This is a genomic window from Staphylococcus sp. FSL K6-0223 (assembly GCF_038008285.1).
The window spans coordinates 1,306,293-1,324,630 of record NZ_JBBOYX010000001.1 but is presented as its reverse complement, the minus strand read 5'-3'; the positions used below and the strand labels follow the sequence as shown (position 1 = coordinate 1,324,630).

At 30.9% G+C, this 18,338-nt stretch carries 19 protein-coding genes; all 19 read right to left on the bottom strand.

The window, feature by feature from the left end:
• Window positions 1-92: 92 nt before the first annotated feature.
• Complete coding sequence (locus MHI13_RS06585; RefSeq protein ID WP_070548561.1) at window positions 93-1,982, bottom strand: vWA domain-containing protein; 1,890 nt, start codon at window positions 1,980-1,982, stop codon at window positions 93-95.
• 12 nt (window positions 1,983-1,994) lie between these two features.
• Window positions 1,995-2,786, bottom strand: coding sequence for an ATP-binding protein (locus tag MHI13_RS06580; RefSeq protein WP_017176334.1), 792 nt, complete (start codon window positions 2,784-2,786; stop codon window positions 1,995-1,997).
• Window positions 2,787-2,903: 117 nt separating this feature from the next.
• Window positions 2,904-3,107 carry a DUF6501 family protein gene (locus MHI13_RS06575; protein WP_025987180.1) on the bottom strand — a complete coding sequence of 68 codons (204 nt, stop codon included), beginning with the start codon at window positions 3,105-3,107 and terminating at the stop codon, window positions 2,904-2,906.
• Window positions 3,108-3,141: 34 nt separating this feature from the next.
• Window positions 3,142-3,951, bottom strand: coding sequence for a lactoylglutathione lyase (locus MHI13_RS06570; RefSeq protein WP_017176332.1), 810 nt, complete (start codon window positions 3,949-3,951; stop codon window positions 3,142-3,144).
• A 306-nt stretch (window positions 3,952-4,257) separates the two neighbouring features.
• Window positions 4,258-4,434, bottom strand: coding sequence for a hypothetical protein (locus MHI13_RS06565; protein WP_170076340.1), 177 nt, complete (start codon window positions 4,432-4,434; stop codon window positions 4,258-4,260).
• Between the two features lie 197 nt (window positions 4,435-4,631).
• On the bottom strand, window positions 4,632-5,939 hold the full coding sequence (odhB, locus tag MHI13_RS06560; protein WP_070548559.1) for a 2-oxoglutarate dehydrogenase complex dihydrolipoyllysine-residue succinyltransferase: 1,308 nt from the start codon (window positions 5,937-5,939) through the stop codon (window positions 4,632-4,634).
• 11 nt (window positions 5,940-5,950) lie between these two features.
• A complete protein-coding gene (locus MHI13_RS06555) occupies window positions 5,951-8,758 on the bottom strand; it encodes a 2-oxoglutarate dehydrogenase E1 component (RefSeq protein ID WP_017176329.1) in 2,808 nt (935 codons plus the stop codon).
• A gap of 170 nt (window positions 8,759-8,928) precedes the next feature.
• Window positions 8,929-10,236: a HAMP domain-containing sensor histidine kinase gene (locus tag MHI13_RS06550; protein ID WP_434176096.1), complete on the bottom strand. Its 1,308-nt coding sequence runs from the start codon at window positions 10,234-10,236 to the stop codon at window positions 8,929-8,931.
• Window positions 10,237-10,286: 50 nt separating this feature from the next.
• Complete coding sequence (locus tag MHI13_RS06545) at window positions 10,287-10,946, bottom strand: response regulator transcription factor (protein ID WP_019835254.1); 660 nt, start codon at window positions 10,944-10,946, stop codon at window positions 10,287-10,289.
• A gap of 324 nt (window positions 10,947-11,270) precedes the next feature.
• Window positions 11,271-11,894, bottom strand: a complete 624-nt coding sequence (locus tag MHI13_RS06540; RefSeq protein WP_070548555.1) for a phosphatase PAP2 family protein — start codon at window positions 11,892-11,894, stop codon at window positions 11,271-11,273.
• Between the two features lie 17 nt (window positions 11,895-11,911).
• Entirely contained in the window at window positions 11,912-12,979 is a 1,068-nt protein-coding gene (locus tag MHI13_RS06535; protein ID WP_017176325.1) for an undecaprenyldiphospho-muramoylpentapeptide beta-N-acetylglucosaminyltransferase, read from the bottom strand.
• Between the two features lie 18 nt (window positions 12,980-12,997).
• Window positions 12,998-13,501 (bottom strand): GNAT family N-acetyltransferase, encoded by a 504-nt coding sequence (locus MHI13_RS06530; RefSeq protein WP_019835253.1) that lies wholly within the window; start codon window positions 13,499-13,501, stop codon window positions 12,998-13,000.
• A gap of 17 nt (window positions 13,502-13,518) precedes the next feature.
• Window positions 13,519-14,988: a S41 family peptidase gene (locus tag MHI13_RS06525; RefSeq protein ID WP_070548553.1), complete on the bottom strand. Its 1,470-nt coding sequence runs from the start codon at window positions 14,986-14,988 to the stop codon at window positions 13,519-13,521.
• Between the two features lie 201 nt (window positions 14,989-15,189).
• A complete protein-coding gene (locus MHI13_RS06520) occupies window positions 15,190-15,411 on the bottom strand; it encodes a YozE family protein (protein WP_017176322.1) in 222 nt (73 codons plus the stop codon).
• A complete protein-coding gene (locus MHI13_RS06515; RefSeq protein ID WP_002449797.1) occupies window positions 15,411-15,911 on the bottom strand; it encodes a PTS sugar transporter subunit IIA in 501 nt (166 codons plus the stop codon). Before MHI13_RS06515 ends, MHI13_RS06520 begins: the two co-directional genes overlap by 1 nt.
• Before the next feature lie 12 nt (window positions 15,912-15,923).
• Window positions 15,924-16,352, bottom strand: a complete 429-nt coding sequence (msrB, locus tag MHI13_RS06510) for a peptide-methionine (R)-S-oxide reductase MsrB (RefSeq protein ID WP_002449905.1) — start codon at window positions 16,350-16,352, stop codon at window positions 15,924-15,926.
• Window positions 16,345-16,872 carry a peptide-methionine (S)-S-oxide reductase MsrA gene (msrA, locus tag MHI13_RS06505; protein ID WP_017176321.1) on the bottom strand — a complete coding sequence of 176 codons (528 nt, stop codon included), beginning with the start codon at window positions 16,870-16,872 and terminating at the stop codon, window positions 16,345-16,347. The genes msrB and msrA overlap by 8 nt, the downstream gene beginning before the upstream one ends.
• A 101-nt stretch (window positions 16,873-16,973) precedes the next feature.
• Window positions 16,974-17,819 (bottom strand): DegV family protein, encoded by an 846-nt coding sequence (locus tag MHI13_RS06500; protein WP_049382036.1) that lies wholly within the window; start codon window positions 17,817-17,819, stop codon window positions 16,974-16,976.
• A 21-nt stretch (window positions 17,820-17,840) separates the two neighbouring features.
• Window positions 17,841-18,317 carry a dihydrofolate reductase gene (locus MHI13_RS06495; RefSeq protein ID WP_048679885.1) on the bottom strand — a complete coding sequence of 159 codons (477 nt, stop codon included), beginning with the start codon at window positions 18,315-18,317 and terminating at the stop codon, window positions 17,841-17,843.
• Window positions 18,318-18,338 lie beyond the last annotated feature (21 nt).

The window sequence follows — 18,338 nt, the reverse complement described above, 5'->3', positions numbered from 1 at the left end:
TGCAATATTTAACATTCTAGCACAAAAAGAATTGACAAGTCTATGTATGTCACAAAAATTTGAATATTATAAATCAATATACAGTTTAATTATTAGAAAGATTTTAATAATAATTTTTTTAGCAATGGTGATAAGTGACTCGGTAAATTTTCAACACCTTCTACAAATAATGCAAATTGTCCATAAATATTATGAATGGTTTCTTCAATATCTTCAGTAATAGGATCTTGGCTTAAAAAGACATTAAATACTTCGATTCCAAATTTACGCGCCATTTCCACAGCTTCATACGTATCTAAAATACCGTCTTGAGCATAGTTATACGCTGAAGGTTCCCCATCTGAAAAGATAATTAAGAAACGTTGTTGATGACTTCTTCTTAATAAACGTTCACTTGCAATTCGTATAGCTACGCCATCTCTATTATCATCTTGAGGATGTAATGACATAATGCGTGGTCCGCTTTTTTCCATGATTGAACGATCGTAATGAACGATTTCATCAATGATATTGGGTTGTTTTCGATCATCAGAGTCAAAAGCATCTTCATTAAAAGCAAGTATCTCATGTTTAACGTTGAGTGCTTTTAATGTTTCATGAAATAATACGACGCCTTTAATCGTTTCTTCCATTTTATCAAACATACTAGCAGATACATCAATCAGTAATGTAAAAGTCGCATCGAATGTTTTACTAAGGTCTTGTTTTTTATAAAACAATTTATATTGATCATCAATAAACCAATTGGTTAAATCACGTTGAAGACGACCTTTAGTCAAATTATGACGTTCGTCAACATGTTCTCTATCGATGGTTTTCTTTATAATCTGAATTAAATCTTTAGTTTCAAATTGTACTTCATTTTTAACTTGCTGGTAGCTTGAAATATACTCTGGCTCTATATCAGGTACTTTCCATTCTATTTCGACATTTTCATTAATACCACGTAAAGCAAATGATGGATTAGAACCTATAGAACCGCCTTCATCACGATCAAGTGAATGATTAGAGCCACGTCCTTTTTTTGTCATCATATCTGTCATATCATCAGTTGAATCACCTTCACGTGCAGTGTCGTTATCACTCATAACATCACTATTTTCACCTTCATGTAATTCCATTTCAAGATAAGCGCCACCTTCAGATTTACTATCTTGAGCGTTTGTTTCAGCTTCGGCTGATGTAGTGTCAGTTTCTTCGTTTGTATTATCTTGGCCATCAACATTACTTGCATCCATACGTTTAATATCCTCGTAAGACATTTCATGAATAGCTTCATATACTTTTCTAGGAAGATGATAATATTCATTTAACATGTCATGTGATAACATTTCATCGATTTGGAACATGACACGTTGTGCAAGATACATATTATCTTCAGATGATTCATTTTGGAAAAAATCAGGTAAATATTGAAACATGTGATTTAATATGTCATCTAATTGTGGATGTATCGTGGGTATATCAAAGAAGTTTTGACTTAAAAATGCGCGCTCTAAATATAAGAAAAGTAAATCTGTATATACCGTTTTTGTTTTATAGAATTTAATTTGTGATTCCGTATAAGATAATCGAGTTTTCACTCTTAAATCAATTTGTTTAGCAGTGCTAGGTCGCTCCTCTTTAATAAAATTAAAAACGCGCATATCTTCTAGCAATCTAAAGAGTTGATGATAAAATTTAGAATGGCTAAATTCATTATCATGAAGAACTTCATTTACGATAGCTTCGTCCATCATTTTATAACCATATGCAGCGAGCATGACATCTGTTTTTAACCCTGCACTTTCAATATCTTTTGGACGATGAGACCAAAACCAACTTGTAATTAAAGTATTATTAATAGGATCATAATAAGGGAACTTTTGAATTTTTACTTTAGTTTGTTCGTTTTTCAGTAGTAAGCGCGCTAAATCTTGTAACATCATGACTTGCTTAGCATCTAGCTGCTCATCATTAAATTTTATAAAACGATCACTCATAATAATCCCTCTCTAAAAGTTTAGTTCGATTGCATTTCTGATGGCTTGCTGTTCGCGTTCATCTTCAAGTTTATCGATAATTGTACGCTGAATTGCTCTCTCTATTGGCATAACTGTAATTAAGTCACTTAAGTCAATTAACGCACGAATACTAGCTGCTTCTTCTGAAATTTGTCCTTGTTTTGACATTGTACGTAAGTCTTCATTAAATTTAATGATTTTTTTAATTATATCATCATCTTGAAGCTGGCTTTGTTGTTTAATGACATCTTTAAGAATGTCTCCTCCAATGTAATCAACTTGTATAACAATAAAGCGGTTTTTTAATGCTTCATTCATTGGTAATGTACCAACATAGCCTTCATTTATCGCAGCAATTACATTGAAACCAGGGGCTGCTTTAATTACTTCTCCAGTAAATGGATTGGTTAACTGACGTCTATAGTCTAATACGCCATTTAAAATAGGTAATGTTTCAGGTTTAGCCATATTGATTTCATCAATATATAAGATATGACCTTCTCGCATGGCTTTTATAACTGGGCCGTCAATAAAAATAATTTCTTGTTGACCTTGTTCATTTGTTTTTATTGTTTTAAAACCTAATAAGCTCTCTGCGTCTAAATCAACAGAACAGTTAACTTGATGCATCGGCGTTTGGACTACTTCACTTAAAGTTTCAGCTAATCGTGTTTTACCAGAGCCTGTAGGGCCTTTTAATAAAATATTTTTATTTAAATTAAACAATGCTTGTGCATCATTGAATACAGATTGATCTGAATTGATATAATGATTATTTGGCATTTTAATATTCTCCTTTATAAGATGAAAAAATAGACCGAGAGCGTGTATAAATGTATAGATATTGGTACATCACTCTGAGTCTTAATTTAATCGTTATCTTTTAGAAATTGAATGTATTTAAACTTCTTTAAAATAATCTTTGTAATAACCACCTACTAGACCAGAGTTATCAATGATTTGATAATATTCTTCAGTTTCATTGATGACATCATATTGCTTTCCAATAGTAAGCATATCTGATACTGTGAATTTTTTTGCATCAGTATTAACTACCATCACTTGTTTAATTGGTGTGCGTGATTTCCAATCTTCATGTAACATTGCCATTTTAAATCCTCCAATAAAATGAATTATATTATTTTTTTTCTAAAGTATATATGAAAGAGATGCCGCTACCTTCAGTAATGCGTAACGATTGAGCATCGCCTTGATTTAATATTTGATAAGGAATACCAATTTCATCCAGTTCTTTTCGTGCATGTTCAAAGTCTTCAGTTGAATTTGTACTGAATTCAATTTGTTCCACAATTCCTTCTTCTTTTAATTCAACTTGTTCATTAGATTGATATAAATGAATTTCTCCACCAAGTCCACCATCTCCGATTTTAAATACCTGGACAGTTTGATCAGGAAATTCAGTAGATTCATATTCAGCATAATGCGTTAAATTAAATACATTTTTAAAGATAGAAGTTGTAACCAATAATTCGTTTACTTTAATAATTACTGGTCCCAACCCTTGAATTTGGTGAAGAGGATTAACAGCACTTTCAAAAGTAGGTGTGCCTAATCCAATACCAACATTCAGTTCATTAGAATAGATATCAAAAATTTGATGATTATCATCTTTAAAATTAAAGTGCTGATTACCGTTTAATTCAGTGATTGAACTAAATTGAATATTATTTTTTTCTAATATTTGTTGGTATTCTTCTAAACCAGCATTCGATGGTGTTCTTAATCCCACGCTTGATATATGTACATTTCTATAATTAGGATTAGGAACTTCTACAAAGTGAAGTCTTGTACCAGGATTTAATTCAGCATCACCAAAACGTAATGCCTGTCTTTTTGTTGCAACATTAAGACCTAAAATATTATGAAATAAATTCTGTGTTTTTGAGAGATCACTTGTTCCAATCGTAACACTTCTTAGTCCACTCATTCATCGACACTCCCATTTATATATCTTTTCTTAAACATTATAACGTATTTTATATATGAATAATATGTTGAACGCTTAAATAAGAGTATTGTTTTTTATTATAAAATATACGTAAATAAAAATATTATAAATGATTAAAGTTTGTATAATAAATAACATATATATAAGATAATATATATGTTATACCCCTCCCCTGCCTTGTTTTATAAAGATAGGGGGGTATATCATAGGTTATTTAATTGTCTAAAAACAAACTTGATAAATTATATAAAGTTCGTTTTTAACTTATTGTAGTTTTAATAATTATTATTTTTTAATAGATTCTTTTGTAATACTCTTAAGAATATTTGTTGTTTTTTGTCCAAATATAATACTTAATTTATCATTTTTATACATGTTAGCATCTGCTTTGGAAAAGTCATAAATGGATAATGAGGGATGCGCTTCTCTGCTATTTTTTATATTCTCATTATTAGGATACATTTACGTTATCTTCTTTTATTTCTATATTACATATTTATTTTTAACTAATGATAATATCGAAATATTCTAGCGTAATTTTTTTAATGCTAATATAACTAAAACTTAAAAAGAGTAGAATAAATTCATTATGAACTTATTCTACTCTTTATCAATTTATGATTAAGATTTCAATATATTTAGCGCTTTAATAAATGAAATTAAGATTCTAATAATAAGTCTTCTGGGCTCTCGATCAGCTCTTTAATTGTTTTTAAGAATCCAACTGCTTCTTTGCCATCAATAATTCTATGGTCATAGCTTAATGCAATGTACATCATTGGTCTGTTCTCGATTGTATCTTTATCAATAGCAATTGGACGAGTGATAATTGAATGCATACCTAAGATAGCAGCTTGATTACCATTAATAATTGGTGTACTCATCATAGAACCAAATACACCACCATTAGTGATTGTAAATGAACCATTTACCATATCATCTAATCCAAGTTTTTTATCACGTGCTTTTACTGCTAAATCTGCAATTGATTTTTCTAGTTCAGCAAAGTTTTTCTTATCACAATCTCTAACGAATGGTACTAATAATCCATCATCTGTTGAAACAGCAATACCAATATCATAGTATTGTTTAGTAATCATATCGTCTCCATCAATTTCAGCATTAACTTCTGGATATTTTTTGAGTGCTGCTACTGCTGCCTTAGTAAAGAATGACATAAATCCTAATTTAGTGCCGTCATGATCTTTAATAAATTGTTCTTTTTTACGTTTTCTTAATTCCATTACATTTGTCATATCAACTTCATTAAATGTTGTGAGCATTGCGGTATTATTAGATACTTCTAATAATTTTTTTGCAGCTGTTTTCTTTCTTCTAGACATTTTTTCACGAATCACTGGTTTATTAGGCGTATTAGCAGTTGATTTTTTAGATGTTTCTTGTTGTGAATTAGGTTGAGTATTTTGATTAGATTGACTTGTTTTTTGACGATTATCAACATCTTCTTTTCTTATCACATCGCTACCTTTTCCAGCTACTTCATTTAAATCAATACCATTTTTACGAGCATGACGACGTGCTGATGGCGTTGCATTCACTCTTTTATTATTGATTGATTCTGAGTCGTCATTTGAACTTGTATCGCTACCTTGTGCTTCAGTAGAAGTGCGTGGTGTTGAATGATTAGTTTCTGCAGAATCTGTTTTTATGTTTTCATTTTCAGAAGTTGAATCGTTATTTTGTGATTTGCTTGAACTACTTGTACTACCTTTACCTTCACCGACAATTGCAATAGCTTGGCCCACTTCTACAGTGTCGCCTTCAGATGCAAGTTGTTCTTGAAGTATACCATCTTCTTCAGATACAATTTCAACATTCACTTTGTCAGTTTCTAATTCAAGAATAGCGTCTCCTTTTTCAACATTATCCCCTATGTTTTTTAGCCACTCTGCAACTGTACCTTCTGTAATTGATTCTGCTAATTCTGGAACTTTTACCTCTGCCATTATATTTCCCCCTAGTTATTTTTGACACTATTTTCAATAATTTTATGTTGAACAAGTTTGTGAATTTCTCCATCACCTTCGGCAGGTGCTGCACGTTGTATTCTACCCTGATAACTTAAATTATATTGATGTCCAACAATAGATTTAAGATATGGGTAAACAAATAACCATGCGCCTTGGTTTTTAGGTTCTTCTTGAACCCAAGCAACAGATTCTAAATTTGGTAATTCTTCTAAAGCTTTTTTAATGTCTTCCTCTGGGAAAGGATATAATCTTTCCACAGCAATAAGTTGTATATTTTCATTAGGTTCTTTTGCTAATGTTTCTTTTAAATCAATAAACATTTTTCCAGAAGCTAAAATGACTTTTGTTACTTTAGCTTTTTGAGCATCTTCAACAATAATTGGTTTGAAACTGCCAGTTGTAAATTCACTAATTGGCTTAGCCACTGTTTTATTTCTTAACAAACTCTTAGGTGACATCACAATTAATGGTCTCATCGCTTCAGTATTTAAACTTTTAGCTTGTGCACGTAATAAATGGAAGTAGTTACTAGAACTTGATAGATTGACCACTGTACTATTATTTTCAGCCGCCAGTTGTAAGAATCTTTCTAAACGTGCTGATGAATGTTCAGGACCTTGACCTTCAAAAGCGTGTGGTAAGAATAAAGTTAGACCACTACGCTCGCCCCATTTGGCTCTGGCAGATGACATAAAATTATCAAAAATCATTTGTGCCATATTTGAAAAATCTCCATATTGGGCTTCCCAAATATTCATACTATTTTTATTTTCAACATTATATCCATATTCAAAGCCTACGACTGCAGCTTCTGATAATGGACTGTTATGCACTTCAAATGTTGCTTTTTGATTTGGTACATGGTGAAGCGGTGTATACGTATTGCCATTGTCTTCATCATGTAGTACAGCATGTCTGTGACTGAATGTGCCACGTTCACTATCTTGACCTGTCAAACGAATTGATATGCCATCTTGAACAATTGTTGCAAAAGCTAATTGTTCTGCTTGAGCCCAATCAACTAGGCCATTTTCATTTTCAAAAGGTTCTCTACGTTTTTCTAATACTTTATTTAATTTTCTAAATACCTGGAAATCTTCAGGATAGTTCAACATTGCATCATTAATTTCTTTCAAATGTTCAAAGCTAAACTCTTTTTTATCACTTTGTAAAGGTAACTGAAGCGATTCAGGTTTATTCATTACAGTACTATTCATTTTATCTGATTTATCAATTTTATCTTGAGCAGTACGCATTTCTTTTTGTACAGAATCAATGATTTCAGACATTTGTTCTTTCGTTAAAATACCTTCATCTACAAGTTTATTTCCATAAATCACTTCAACTGAATCATGCTGTCTAATATTGTGATATAACGTTGGATTTGTAATAGATGGTTCATCCATCTCGTTATGTCCATATCGACGATAACCTACTAAATCAATGACAAAGTCTTTATGGAATTCTTTTCTAAATTCCATAGCAATATCAATTGCTTCAATTGTCGCTTCTACATCATCTGCATTCACATGAAGAATAGGTACATCGTACCCCTTAGCGATATCTGATGAATACGTTGTAGAACGACCATCAATAGGTTCAGTTGTAAAACCAATTCGGTTATTTGTAATTATATGTAGTGCTCCGCCAGTTGAATAACCATTTAAATTACTTAAATTCATTGTTTCAAAATTGATACCTTGACCAGGATATGCAGCATCTCCATGAATAATAATTGGCATACCGTGATGGAAATCTGTAGTTGGTCCACCCGCATGATGTGTATCATCTTGAGCAGCACGTGTTTTTCCTATAACTACAGGTGCTACAATTTCTAGGTGACTTGGATTGTTTGCTAAAGAAATACATTGTTCAATACCATATGAAGAAGTAGTTTTAACGCCACCTAAGTGATATTTAACGTCTCCTGTCCAACCAGCAGTAAGTTTTAAACTGCCATCTTCAGGTAAGAATTTCATTGGATCCGTGTGCATAAATTCTGAGATCATCATTTCATAAGGTTTTTCTAATACATGTGTTAAAACATTGAGACGTCCCCTATGTGCCATTCCAATTTGAATATTCTGAATGTCCTCTTGAGCAGCACGCTTCAATGTATGTTGTAACATTGGCACTAATGTATCTACACCTTCAATTGAGAAACGTTTTGCTCCAACAAAATTCTTATGTAGATATTTTTCAAAACCTTCAACATGAGCAAGTGTTTTAAATAAGTTAATTTTTTCATCACTATTAATGGTAGCTTTATAAGGTGTTTCAATACGACGTTTTAACCAAGTACGTTCTTTATTATTGTTAATATGATTGTACTCAAACGCAATAGAGCCTTTATAACGCTTTTCCATACGCTTTAACGCTTCATAAGCATTATCGTATATATCACTAAAGTGATCTGATACGATACCAGATGAAATATTTTTTAATGTCTCTTTATTTAAATTAAAATCTTCAATTTCTAATTTTGGGATATGCGTTCTTTTAGGCGCATTTACAGGATAAATATCAGCCTTTAGATGACCATATTGTCTAATATTATCAATTAATCGCATGACACGTTTGATTGTGCTATCATCTGCTGAAGTACCACTCCCATCTGTGGTAAACTTAGCTTTAACTTGTGCTTCGCCATTTTTTATTGTACTAAAAAGCACTTGTAAATCATCTGAGACAGAAGTTGGGTCTTGAAGATAATCATCATATAAATCGAGCATAAGACCCAAATTTGCCCCAAAATTTACTGGAGCTTCTGTAACATCCCTTTTATCCTTTGCCATATTATACCCTCCACAAAATAGTTAAACCGCTTACAAAACCATCATAGCACTATTTTAACTATTGATAAAGACTATTGACTGAATATTATGTAAAAAGAAAAAATTCAATAAAGATAAACTTTTTTAATTTTATATTAATAAAAAAACACAGATGATAATCATCTGTGTTTTTATTTAAAATTGATTTTGAATGTTGTGAATTTATTAAGTTCACTATCTACAGAAATGTAACCTCCATATTGACTCACAATCTTTTCGGCAATTGAAAGCCCTAAGCCATTACCACCTTGGCTTCTTGCTCTAGATTTATCTACTCTATAGAAACGATCGAAAATAAATTCTTGATCTTCTTTTGGTATGCCTAAGCCATGATCGGTAATTTCAATACTTATTTGTTTATTACGCAATTGTGTTTTAATACATATATGCTTTCTCTCTTTATCATATTTCATAGCATTGTCTATAAAAATTAAGATTAATTGTTCAAATTGATGACGATTAATTTGTAAAACTAAAGGTTTTTGTTCTAATTCAATCTCAAATAGATAATCTGGATGCAATTGTTGAAGTGCCTTAATTCGTGATTGAATTTCTTCATTGATATCAACGTCCTCTTTTTCTAAGGATTGCATATTTACTTTATCTTTGGTTAATAATAATAATTCTTCTACTAGCTTTGTAATTCGATTCATTTCTTCTAGTGAAATATTTAAAGACTCTTCTAAAATAGCAGGATCTTTCTTACCCCAGCGTTTAATTAAATTTAAATGGCCTTGAATGATTTGAAGTGGTGTTCTTAACTCATGAGAAGCATCTTCAACAAATTGTCTTTGTTGATTAAAAGAGGCTTCAATTTGATACATCATTTCGTTGAAAGTTTCTATTAAATTGTCTGTTTCTTCATAACTTGTATCAAGTTCTAATTGATTTTGAAAACCATCGCGTCGTATTTGATTCATTTTATTAGACATTGTTACTAGCGGTTTTGTAATATTTTTAGAAATGAAATAGCTAATACATGCAGTAATCACTGTAGCAAGTAGACCAAAAACAACAGCAATAATATAAAGTGATTTTACTAAGTTGTTATAATGCTCAAGAGAATGAATGAGTACGCTATAACCTTTAAAGTTTGGACTATGAAGTGGTTCAGTAATAACTAAATACTCTTTTCCATTATTTCGCATTACTTGAATTCGATCGGTCTTTTGTAAATTATTATTAGGTATAAACTGAATCGTACTTTCATTAGATGATTTCATTATTCTTTGACCTGTATGATTGTAAATAATGACTTCTTCATAATTTTCTAATGAAGCACTTAAATCTAATATCGATATATTATTAATCGGACGCGTTTGAATTAAATTGACAATATCACTTAAACTATGTTCTGCTTCATCCACTTCTCCTTCTCTTAAAGTATCTTTTAAGAAGAATATAATAATAAGACAAAATAAAATAATTGTCGTAAACATAATCAATGTAGTGATAGTCATCCATTTATATTGTAATGTATGATTTTTCATTATCGAATCACGTATCCTACACCACGAACAGTTTCAATGACTTTTTCTTTATTGAAAGGTTTCAATTTATTTCTTAAATATCTGATGTATACATCAACCACATTCGTTTCTACTTCACTATTATATCCCCATACATGATTTAAAATTTGTTCACGTTGTAGTACGTGATTGCGATTCGTTGCTAATAGATACAATAAATCATATTCAGTTTTAGTAAAATCTAATTGCTTACCATCAACAGTTACTTTAAATGCATCAATATCTATTCTGATACCATTAATATCGATAATATCCTTATGAGGCTGACGACGTAATACAGCACGAATTCTTGCAAAAAGCTCCTCAATTTCAAAGGGCTTTACTATATAGTCATCTGCACCATAATCTAATCCAGTCACTTTATCGTAAGTATCACTTTTAGCAGTGATGATAATAATTGGTGTTGATTGCACTTGGCGTACACGTCTACAAATTTCTAGGCCATTTATATTTGGTAACATTAAATCTAAAATAATCAAATCAAAATCGTTATTTAATGCTTTTTCTAAACCAGGTTCCCCATCATATTCGATGTCCACCTTATAACCCTCATGTGTTAATTCTAATTCAAGAAATCTGGCTAAATTTTGTTCATCTTCGACGATTAAAATATTAGTCATTTTTTCAGACACCTCTTTTTTAATAAACGTATGACTTCTCATAACATAACCAATATTCTATCACAAAAATTATTTGTTAATAGAATGAATAAAATAAAAGTAAGATTTTAATTGACAATCGTTATCAATAAGTTATAATATTAATTGAAAATGATTATCAATTAAATCTAAGTTTCCCCCATAATTTAAAATACTTAGAATTATAATCATTTTCAAGCCATTCCCCCCTTAATTTATATGTCCGTAAATACTAATAAACGTTCGTTTTAAAACGAGACGTAAATAATAAATAAGTGCGCCAAATAAGGCGCACTTATTTATTATTTATAAGGTTGTAGGCTCATGTAATCCTTTTAATACTAAAGTTGAAAGAACGATACAGAAAGCACCTCCAATGATTCCTGCAATAATATCAGTTGGATAATGCACGCCTAAATAAACTCTTGAAATAGAAATGAGTAAAATAAGTGCCGCACATAGTCCAATAATGACGCCTTTTGTACTTCCTGATGCTCTACGCTGAGCAATATACATTGCACTTCCAAAAAATGAAGTCGAACCCATTGCATGTCCACTAGGAAAACTAAATCCAGAAATATCAATTAAACGTAGTAATGTTGGACGTTCACGATCAAAAATATTTTTTAGTAAGGGATTTAATATACTTGATAGTGACATTGTGATAACAAAAAATAAAGCTTCAATTTTGTAACGTTTAAGCATTAAATAAGCAACAAGCATTAATGACAAACAAACCATTGTCCATACTTCTCCAATTTTTGTTGCACCTAATAAAATAGATGTAGTAATAAAACTCTCCGATGCATAAATAAATTCATATACTTCATTATCAATCCATTTGCCTAAACGTGATTCATGGAAAAATGCAATGATGCCAAAAATTAATGTAAAAACAATGAGCAATGTAATGCGTTTCGTTCTATTCATCAATTGGTCCTCCTATATTAAAGCGCGTCGTTCAAGATTTTATTAAATAAGTCTTCTTTAGTATAACTTTCTTTATAAGATTCCATTTGATGAGTAATATCAGTACGGTGAGATTCAATTTGTTTTAATTGTTCGAGTAATTTGAATTGTGTAAGTTGATCTTCTGGAATCATTTTTCCATATCCTTTGGATTCAAAATATTTAGCATTGTCAATTTGATCCCCTCTAGATTGATCAAGCCCTAGTGGTATGAGCAACATTGGGATTCTTAAAGTCAAGAATTCATAGATAGCATTAGAACCTGCACGACTTACGACTGTGTCTGTAATAGATAATAAATGCGTTAATTCTTCTTTAACAAATTCATATTGAATATATCCTTTTTGTTTATAAGACTCATCTACTAATCCATGCCCTGTTAAATGAATGATTTGATAATCATGTAGTAAAGCTTCAAGATTTTCTCTAATAATATCATTTAATTTTTTACTACCTAGGCTACCACCCATAACAAGTAATACTTTTTTATCTGAATCAAACCCTGTTATTTCATAACCTTTTTGTTGATTACCTTCTTTTAAATCTTCTCTAATGGTTGCCCCTACAAAATCAGCTTTATCTTTAGGTAGATATTTAAGTGTATCTTCAAATGTTGTATATATTTTTTTTGAAAATTTTAAAGATATTTTGTTTGCTAAACCAGGAGTTAAATCTGATTCATGAATAATAGTAGGAATATTCAATGAACGTGCTGCTATAACAACAGGAACAGAAACAAATCCCCCCTTAGAAAATAATAAATCAGGCTTTTCTTTTTTTAGAACGCGACGGGCATCTAAGATACCTTTTAATACTTTAAAAACATCTTTTGCATTTTCAAATGATAAATAACGACGTAATTTACCACTTGAAATTGGGTAATATTTAATATTCGAAAGTTGTGATTCAATCATTTCTCGTTCAATTCCGTTTTTAGAACCAATATAAAAAACTTGATGTCCTTTTTCTAATGCAGTTGGAATTAAACTTAAGTTCACAGACACATGGCCTACTGTGCCGCCTCCGGTAAACGCAATTTTAGACATGATTATTAACCTCTATTCTTATATGTTTTTATAATATGCATAGAATGGTGCGCCTCTATCGAATGGATGATAGTCAATTTCTGTTTCTCCTACTTTTTGGAAACCAAATTTCTCGAATAAACCTTGAGCGGGTTTATTTAATGCAAAAGTATCTGTCAGAATCACATGGATATGATGTTCTTCTGCTAATTTAACTGCAAAATCAAATAATTGAGTTGCTGCACCTTTATAATCTTTAGAACCAGCTAATCTATGAATAACATAAGCGTTATTTCTATCAACTGGCCATTCTAAATCATCATACCACTCTGATTGTTGTTGGTCGACAACAATAAATCCATAAATAGTGTTATTTTCTTCTAAAACATATAACGTCTCTGTATCAATATCTTCCTTAAAATGTTCAGTAGCTGGGTATTTATCGTCCCACTGATTATTCCCAAATGATTTCATTAAATCTTTTGCTTCTGACACTAATGTTTCGATTTGATTAATATCTTCATGTTTACCTAGTCTAATCATATAATAGTTATTCCTTTCTATTTTATTAATTTTAATAATTTGTCTAAGACTGTGTCTTCTTTATTTGATTTTTCAACTAATAATTGAGTGAATTTTTCATTTGTTTTGGTGTCAAATTTTCCCGTTTCAGATAGTTGATTATCTGATTGGAATAGTTTAATAGCATTAGCTAATTGATTATCAAATTGGTTTGATTCATCTCCGTTATAATAACCTAAAGCATCTAAACCAATTTTTATCGATTTAACGTTTTTATTATTATCGCCAACAGAATATGTTTTATCAGACGGAATAACACTTAATGATTGATACTTAGGAGAATCAATTGTAACATCTGGTCTAATACCTTTTCCATGAATATAATGATCATCAGGTGTTAACCATTTCATTTGTGTATATTTTAATAATGACCCATCTTTAAGTTCTCGTGTGGTTTGAACGATTCCTTTACCAAATGTTTTTGAACCATACACTTTAGCTTTATGGTGATCTTTCATTGCCCCTGTAAAGACCTCTGACGCACTTGCGGAACCTTCATTTACTAAAATACTCACTTTCATATCTTTAACATCTTTTAAAGCATCATTTGAAGTTTTAATTGCTTCTTTATCATTGCCTTTTTCAAGTTGAACAACAGTTTGACCTTTATCAATAAAAATATTAGCCATTTTAACTGCTTCATCTAATAATCCCCCTGGATTATTACGCAAGTCTAAGATGATATTTCGAACACCAGCATCATGAGCTTTTATAATTGCAGATTTTAATTCACCCGCAGTATTTTGTTGGAATTTAGTAATCGTAAATACAGCTATGTTACCTTTTTTCTTATACTCCACACTTTTGACATGAATTTTACCACGTTTAATATTAATATCTTTTTCTTCAGAACCGCGTTTAATAGTTAACCTAACATTTGTGCCTTCTTTACCTCTTACCGCTTTAACAACTTGATCTAAAGGTTTACCTACTACAGACTTACCATTAACTTTTGTGACAACATCTTTAGGTTGAAGGCCAGCTTTTTCAGCAGGAGAATCTTTCATAGGACTTGTAATCATAATATCTTTATTTTTCTTTTGCATTTCTGCACCAATACCTACAAAATCTCCAGATACATCTTCATTAAAGCTCTTTGTTTCAGACTTTGTCATGTATTCAGAATATGGGTCTTTTAATTCTTTTACCATACCATTAATTGCAGCTTCAGAAAGTTTACTTGAGTTTTGTTTTTTGTAATAGTCTGTATCTAACGTTTTATATGCAAATTCTATTTTTTTCATTTCTTGACGCTCTTCTTTAGTTAAACCACTTAACTTATGACTGATTCCTATCGTTGCAAATACAGCTATAATTGTTGTAATGATAATAACACTTAATAAAATTAAGATAAACTGCCATATTTTCAAATGCATCTTTTTTTTAGGAGATGCATGTCTTTTTTTATCTGATTGTCCGTCATGGTGCTCCTCAGAATGATTATTCATAAAATCACTTCCTCTAATTACATCTTGTCTCTTATCATTTTATATAAAGACATACCTAGTATGTCTTTATTTTTAAGCAAACGCAAATTATAAGAAATTGTATTCTTAATTAGATAAAAATAAAAAGAGTGGCATATAAATCTAAAATTAAGATTTTATAACACCACTCCATATCATATTTAGACATAAAATGAATTTAAATTAGAATTTTAACCATTCTGTATATTCTTCATATAAATCATCAAATACGGACATAGGTAACGTAATGTCACTTTGCATTTCGATATAGTCTGATAATACGTTGAAGTCACTTTCATGTTTTGGAAACGATAAGTCATTGAAAATGTCTTCGGCTAATTCACCTTTATCATCTTTACGTCCTCTAGCCGTTAAGGCAAATTGATAAAATGAATGATCTTTCATTAGCTCATTGTCACATCGACAACTTTAGTTTCGCCTTTAATAACAGCTTTAACATCATCGAGTGAAATAGATTCTGTTTGATCAGAATTTGTAATAATAATAGGTGAAATAACTGATTTGGCATTATTTCTAATAAATTCTAAATCGAATTTGAGTAAAGGGTCGCCTACTTGTACTGTGTCACCACTGCTAACCAGTACATTAAATCCTTCTCCGTCTAACTGAACAGTATCTAATCCAATGTGTACTAAAATTTCAAGACCATTTTTAGTTTTTAAACCAATTGCATGTTTTGTTGGAAAAACATTATCAACTTTTCCAGCAACTGGGGAAACTACCTCACCTTCAGTAGGATTAATACCGAAACCTTCACCCATCATTTTTTGGGCAAATACAGGATCTGGTATATCTTCAATTTTGACATATTCACCTGTTAATGGTGCATATAGTTGAGTTTCCTTATTGACTTCTTTATCTTTACCAAATAATTTTTTAAACATTATTCATCGCTCCTATTTATTAAAATGTTGTATCAAATCGCCATATCCTAATTCTTCTAATTTTTCGTATGGAATAAATTGAATAGCTGCAGAATTAATACAATAACGCAATCCGCCACTTTCTTTTGGGCCATCATTGAATACGTGACCTAAATGACTGTTAGCATCTTCTGATCTAACTTCAGTTCGAATCATACCAAATGATTTATCTACGAGTTCAACAATTTCATCATCGTCTAATGCTTTTGAGAAACTTGGCCAACCACAATCAGATTCAAATTTCTCTTCAGAAGTAAATAAAGGCTTACCAGAAATTTTATCTACGTATATTCCTTTGTCAAAATGATTCCAATATTCATTTTGAAAAGGAGGTTCTGTACCATTTTCTTGAGTAACGAGATACTCCATATCATTTAATTCGCTTTTATCTTTTTTAATCATTTTGAGACCCCCAATGTGATTCTATAAATGCTTTTCTACCAGAACCGCGTTGATATTGCTCATAATGCATAGGATTTTTTTTATAATAGTCTTGATGGTAATCTTCCGCTGGATAAAAGTTTTTGTAAGGAAGAACTGGTGTGATGATTGGTTTTTTAAAAATACCTTCTTCATTTAGTTGTTGGATTTTTAATTCAGCAGCTTTTTTTTGTTGTTCATCGTGATAAAATATTGCTGGTTCATAGCTTTCGCCTCTATCAAAAAATTGCCCTTTATTATCTGTCGGGTCAAATAGTTTAAAGTAAACATCCAAAATATTTTCAAATGACGTAATATCTGGATTATAAGTAATTTGAACTGCTTCTCTATGACCAGTTTGATTTGAACATACTTGTTCATACGTTGGATTTTCTATATTTCCGCCACTATAACCTGATACGACATCTTCAATACCTGGGTAAGATGTAAAGGGTTTAACCATACACCAGAAACATCCTCCTGCTAAAGTTGCATATGCCATTATATTACCTCCTCTATCTTTCTTTAAATTTACGATATAATGATATGAAATTAAAGTAATTAACTCAGAGGTCAATAACTTAAGTCACCTATTATTATCTATTATCCTCTAACTACGACAAGACCGATAGCGCCTTGACCAGTGTGTGTAGAAATGACTGGTGTCGTTACATTAACATCATAATTTTGTTGTCTAAATGCTTCATTAAATTGATGTTTTACTTTTTCAACGAATTCAATCGTATTTGCATGTGCAATACCAATCGATTGAATAGTATGATTTTCAATGAATTTAGCAATTTCTTTTTTTAGATATTGAATACTAGAGTTTTGTGTACGAGAATTATGTACGATTTCTAAATATCCCTCTCTAAGTGTTCCTATCGGTTTTATTTTCATAATATTTCCGATTAAACCTTTTGTTTTACTGATGCGTCCACCTTTAATTAATTGATTGAGTTGGCCAATAACAACAAATAGTTTAATATTTTTCTGCAATTCTGAAATATGTTTAATAATTTCTGCACTTGAAAGATTAGTGTTTACAAGTTCTACTAAACGTTGAATTTGGTATGCTAATCCAAAAGAAATTGATTTTGAATCAATCACATTTACTTTTGCTTCAATCATATTGCTCGCTTGTAAAGCAGTCTGATATGTTCCACTTAATCCTGAAGACATATGAATGCTAAAGATTTCTACATCGTCATTGTCTTTATCAAGTTGTTCATATAATTCAATAAATTTACCAATTGATGGCTGACTCGTTTTAACGTCAGCGTCTTCTTCAATACGTTTAATGTACTCCTCGGATGAGATATCTACTTGATCTACAAATGATTCTTTATCAATGGTTAAATTTAATGGAACAACATGGATGTTATGTTGATTTAAATATTCAGCTGATAAATCTGAGGTAGAGTCTGTAACGATTACTTGTTTAGTCATAATTTCTCCTGTTAATTTATTTTATTTTCGTACTAAATGTAAAAAGGTATGTGGAATAGTATTTTTTCCATCAAGTTGACCCTCTTCAGAAGATACAACCGTCCAATCTTCAAATGTATAGGGAGGGAAAAATGTATCACCTTGATGTTTTCCATCTACTACAGTGATATACATATCGTCAACTTTATCAATCATTACTTCAAATAATGTTTGGCCACCGAAAATAAATACATGACCCTCTAAGTTGTAGATATCATCAATTGTGTGAATCACTTCAACGCCATCAGGTTTAAAATTGTTATCACGAGTTAAAACTACATTTTTTCTATTTGGTAATGGTTTGCCAATGGACTCAAATGTTTTTCTACCCATTACAAGTGTATGGCCAGTTGAGAGTTGTTTTACATGTTTTAAATCATTTGGAATATGCCATGGTAGAGCATTTTTATAACCAATGACACGTTGTTGATCATGTGCCACTAAAATTGATAAGGTCATTTATCATATCCCCTTTTAGTT

Excerpts from the sequence above, each read along its gene's own strand:
- MHI13_RS06585 (WP_070548561.1), bottom strand. The coding sequence starts at position 1,982 with ATGAGTGATCGTTTTATAAAATTTAATGATGAGCAGCTAGATGCTAAG.
- MHI13_RS06580 (WP_017176334.1), bottom strand. The coding sequence starts at position 2,786 with ATGCCAAATAATCATTATATCAATTCAGATCAATCTGTATTCAATGAT.
- MHI13_RS06575 (WP_025987180.1), bottom strand. The coding sequence starts at position 3,107 with ATGTTACATGAAGATTGGAAATCACGCACACCAATTAAACAAGTGATG.
- MHI13_RS06570 (WP_017176332.1), bottom strand. The coding sequence starts at position 3,951 with ATGAGTGGACTAAGAAGTGTTACGATTGGAACAAGTGATCTCTCAAAA.
- MHI13_RS06565 (WP_170076340.1), bottom strand. The coding sequence starts at position 4,434 with ATGTATCCTAATAATGAGAATATAAAAAATAGCAGAGAAGCGCATCCC.
- odhB (WP_070548559.1), bottom strand. The coding sequence starts at position 5,939 with ATGGCAGAGGTAAAAGTTCCAGAATTAGCAGAATCAATTACAGAAGGT.
- MHI13_RS06555 (WP_017176329.1), bottom strand. The coding sequence starts at position 8,758 with ATGGCAAAGGATAAAAGGGATGTTACAGAAGCTCCAGTAAATTTTGGG.
- MHI13_RS06550 (WP_434176096.1), bottom strand. The coding sequence starts at position 10,236 with ATGTTTACGACAATTATTTTATTTTGTCTTATTATTATATTCTTCTTA.
- MHI13_RS06545 (WP_019835254.1), bottom strand. The coding sequence starts at position 10,946 with ATGACTAATATTTTAATCGTCGAAGATGAACAAAATTTAGCCAGATTT.
- MHI13_RS06540 (WP_070548555.1), bottom strand. The coding sequence starts at position 11,894 with ATGAATAGAACGAAACGCATTACATTGCTCATTGTTTTTACATTAATT.
- MHI13_RS06535 (WP_017176325.1), bottom strand. The coding sequence starts at position 12,979 with ATGTCTAAAATTGCGTTTACCGGAGGCGGCACAGTAGGCCATGTGTCT.
- MHI13_RS06530 (WP_019835253.1), bottom strand. The coding sequence starts at position 13,501 with ATGATTAGACTAGGTAAACATGAAGATATTAATCAAATCGAAACATTA.
- MHI13_RS06525 (WP_070548553.1), bottom strand. The coding sequence starts at position 14,988 with ATGAATAATCATTCTGAGGAGCACCATGACGGACAATCAGATAAAAAA.
- MHI13_RS06520 (WP_017176322.1), bottom strand. The coding sequence starts at position 15,411 with ATGAAAGATCATTCATTTTATCAATTTGCCTTAACGGCTAGAGGACGT.
- MHI13_RS06515 (WP_002449797.1), bottom strand. The coding sequence starts at position 15,911 with ATGTTTAAAAAATTATTTGGTAAAGATAAAGAAGTCAATAAGGAAACT.
- msrB (WP_002449905.1), bottom strand. The coding sequence starts at position 16,352 with ATGATTAAAAAAGATAAAAGCGAATTAAATGATATGGAGTATCTCGTT.
- msrA (WP_017176321.1), bottom strand. The coding sequence starts at position 16,872 with ATGGCATATGCAACTTTAGCAGGAGGATGTTTCTGGTGTATGGTTAAA.
- MHI13_RS06500 (WP_049382036.1), bottom strand. The coding sequence starts at position 17,819 with ATGACTAAACAAGTAATCGTTACAGACTCTACCTCAGATTTATCAGCT.
- MHI13_RS06495 (WP_048679885.1), bottom strand. The coding sequence starts at position 18,317 with ATGACCTTATCAATTTTAGTGGCACATGATCAACAACGTGTCATTGGT.